The organism is Streptomyces sp. NPDC048496 (genome assembly GCF_043200055.1).
Classification (GTDB): domain Bacteria; phylum Actinomycetota; class Actinomycetes; order Streptomycetales; family Streptomycetaceae; genus Streptomyces.
The window spans coordinates 1-1,130 of sequence record NZ_JBICXB010000150.1 but is presented as its reverse complement, the minus strand read 5'-3'; the positions used below and the strand labels follow the sequence as shown (position 1 = coordinate 1,130).

The following is a 1,130-nucleotide window of genomic DNA, read 5'->3' as shown; positions in this document are numbered from 1 at the left end:
CGCGGCGGGCACTGCACGCCCTCGAACCCGTGCCCCACACCACCATCAGCCCTCGGCGAGAAATCGGACCTCGGAAACATCAGCCGGTGGATCCGGGCTGAGAGCTCGACGTTCGCCCGTGCCTTGATTTCAGCCGGGATCGCTGGGCTCCGTTGAATGTTGGCGAGAAATGAAGACGTCAGGGCGGCGATGAGAATCGACCCGGCCAGCGCGGTACCGATCGATGCGCCGAGATTGGTGACGGTGTTCTGGACGCCACCCACGTCGGCGCTCTGCTCGTCGGGCACCGCCGACACGGTGACCGACCCGAGCTTCGACGCCAGCGCCCCCATCCCGTATCCGATGAACAGGAGGGGAATAGTGACGATCTCCGCGCCCGACTCCGTATCGAGCGCCGCCAGAAGGACAATCGCCCCCACGAGAAGTGCGAAGATCCCCTGGCGCACCACGCGCCGCGGCGAAGCGTGCGGGAGAAAGCGCGGAATCGCGGTGGCAGCTGCGAGCAGCGTCAAAGACAACGGAAGGATGCGGACACCGGTATCGACTGCCGGGAGGCCAAGCGCGACCGACAGATACAGCGGGACAATGAAGAACACACCCATCTGCACCAGATATTGAAAGAAGAACATCGTCAGGCCACCGGTGAGTTGCCGGTTCTTCAGGAATTCAGGGTCGATGAGCGGCTCCTTGCCGTGGTCCGAAAGTCGGACCTCCCAACGGAAGAAGAGCCAGACCAGGAACAGCCCTACCAGCATCAACCAGACGACCAGGGAGATGCCGAGCATGGACGGGGTCCCGGCCTTGGGTACGAACCAACCCATTCGGCCGAGCGGAGTACACCGAAGACGAAGATTCCAACGCCCAGGCCGGAGAGCAGCGCGCCAGGAATGTCGATGTGCGGTCGCCTGTCGAGGGGCGCGTCGGCAATACGGCGGGTGAACAGGAGGATCCCGACCACCACCACCTCGCCGGCGAACACCCAACGCCAGGAAAAGTAGGTCGTCGCGATGCCGCCGATGATCGGCCCGAGTGCAATGAAGTCTTCTCGGCAACCTGACGGTTGCGGCGCGTGATGATGCTGGACGGCGGGATGGTGACTCGGCGTCAGACATGAGTGAAGCCCCTGGTAG

The 1,130-nt window shown here is 63.7% G+C and carries 1 pseudogene; it reads right to left on the bottom strand.

Annotation, left to right across the window (positions count from 1 at the left end):
- Positions 1 to 89 precede the first annotated feature (89 nt).
- Positions 90 to 1,036: pseudogene (locus ACGFSA_RS35255) on the bottom strand (MFS transporter); the annotation flags it as partial.
- Positions 1,037 to 1,130 lie beyond the last annotated feature (94 nt).